We start from the raw sequence: 1282 nt of genomic DNA on the forward strand, positions 1-1282 counted from the left end.
CACTGGTATTAATGATGGAATCAAAATCGAGTTCGAAGTTAGCGACAACATAATGGGCTAAGCTTTCACCTAGTCGGTCGGAAAGATCATCCAATAATTTTTCTTGTGGAGTCTTGTCATCATTTTCTATCACTTTGTTAACGGCATATGTTGCATCCGCTAACAGTGCATTGATATACGCTTCTCTAATATCTGTCATCTTATAATCCCTTATCTAAAATCAAGTATTTAATTTTTAAAACGTTATTCTTCCACTACTATATTATTATTAATAATTAATAGCTTACTACCTGAACCTTGATTACAGGTGTTAGAATAAAAATAGGGTCCTTTAAAGCCATTAAAATTGATCCAATGTGCCAACCAACCACCGTAAAAACGATAATATGAATATTTAAAAATAGGTTGTCCTGTGTCCACATCTTTCATAACCACCAGCTCTTCTTTGATTTTTACAGGTGATAGCTTTACTTCCGTTATACTGGATGTAGATCTAATCTTTCTACCTTCAAGCTCATCCGTTAACACCTCTAGTCTTGGAGATAAATAACACAGGTAACCAAACTGAATTCCCCCTAAGACCTCATCACCAATCAGTATCATGTAACAGGTGAACAGCACCCCGATGAAGCTCAGTAATTTCGTCATGCCGGGTTGAATATAGTGAGTACACCATTTGGAAAAAAATAAAATAATCGGCAAAATCAAAACTAATAAAAAAAACATAATCTTATGGCCTCTAATTATTCAACGTCGTGATCAACGCTCTCTAATACTCTCTTGTCTGTACCTCAATAACGGTGCAATAAAAAACTCGATAATACGTCGCTTGCCCGTTTGCACTTCGGCGGTTACCGCCATTCCAGGTATCAGTTTTATCTCTTTACCTTCAACCATGATGGTGCTTTGTTTCATATTTAGGCGCATGCGATAAATAAGTCCGCGTTTTTCATCTACAGTGGCATTGCTAGGTTTAAGCCGAGAAGCCGCTTCACGTTTTTCATTTTTACTTGCTATCCCTATTACTTCATTGGCTGCGAGTGCCAAATTACTTGAGGTTGGTGCAAGTGACACTCATATCGATTCGCTTGCCTTTTTAGTAGGCGGAGTCACTTCTTTCATCATGGCTTTAACTGCAATTCACTTTTTCCTGAAGTGGCTTAATCGCTTTGGTATGTGGCCGTATGTGATATATAGAATAATTTTGGCTGCATTGATTTATTTCATTTTTTTAACTTAAGGTAACGTTATGACACTTGCTATATTGGCCATATTAGGTGGC

General features: G+C 37.1%; 3 protein-coding genes and 1 pseudogene. 1 reads left to right on the forward strand and 3 read right to left on the reverse strand.

Going from position 1 to position 1282, the window contains the following annotated elements; all coding sequences use genetic code 11:
- From Q4Q46_RS21285 to Q4Q46_RS21295, 3 genes are all read right to left on the reverse strand, one after another.
- On the reverse strand, positions 1–199 hold a 199-nt coding region (locus Q4Q46_RS21285), incomplete at its 3' end, for a hypothetical protein (protein WP_311907013.1).
- Positions 200–243: 44 nt separating this feature from the next.
- Positions 244–726 (reverse strand): hypothetical protein, encoded by a 483-nt coding sequence (locus tag Q4Q46_RS21290; protein WP_259483502.1) that lies wholly within the window; start codon positions 724–726, stop codon positions 244–246.
- Positions 727–759: 33 nt separating this feature from the next.
- Positions 760–1074, reverse strand: coding sequence for a hypothetical protein (locus tag Q4Q46_RS21295; RefSeq protein WP_311907014.1), 315 nt, complete (start codon positions 1072–1074; stop codon positions 760–762).
- Between Q4Q46_RS21295 and Q4Q46_RS21300 the strand changes: the two are divergent.
- Positions 968–1240, forward strand: a pseudogene (locus tag Q4Q46_RS21300) (undecaprenyl-diphosphate phosphatase); the annotation flags it as partial. The gene Q4Q46_RS21295 and the pseudogene Q4Q46_RS21300 overlap by 107 nt on opposite strands.
- Positions 1241–1282: the final 42 nt, after the last annotated feature.

It is taken from the genome of Shewanella vaxholmensis (assembly GCF_031932135.1).
Lineage (GTDB): Bacteria > Pseudomonadota > Gammaproteobacteria > Enterobacterales > Shewanellaceae > Shewanella > Shewanella hafniensis.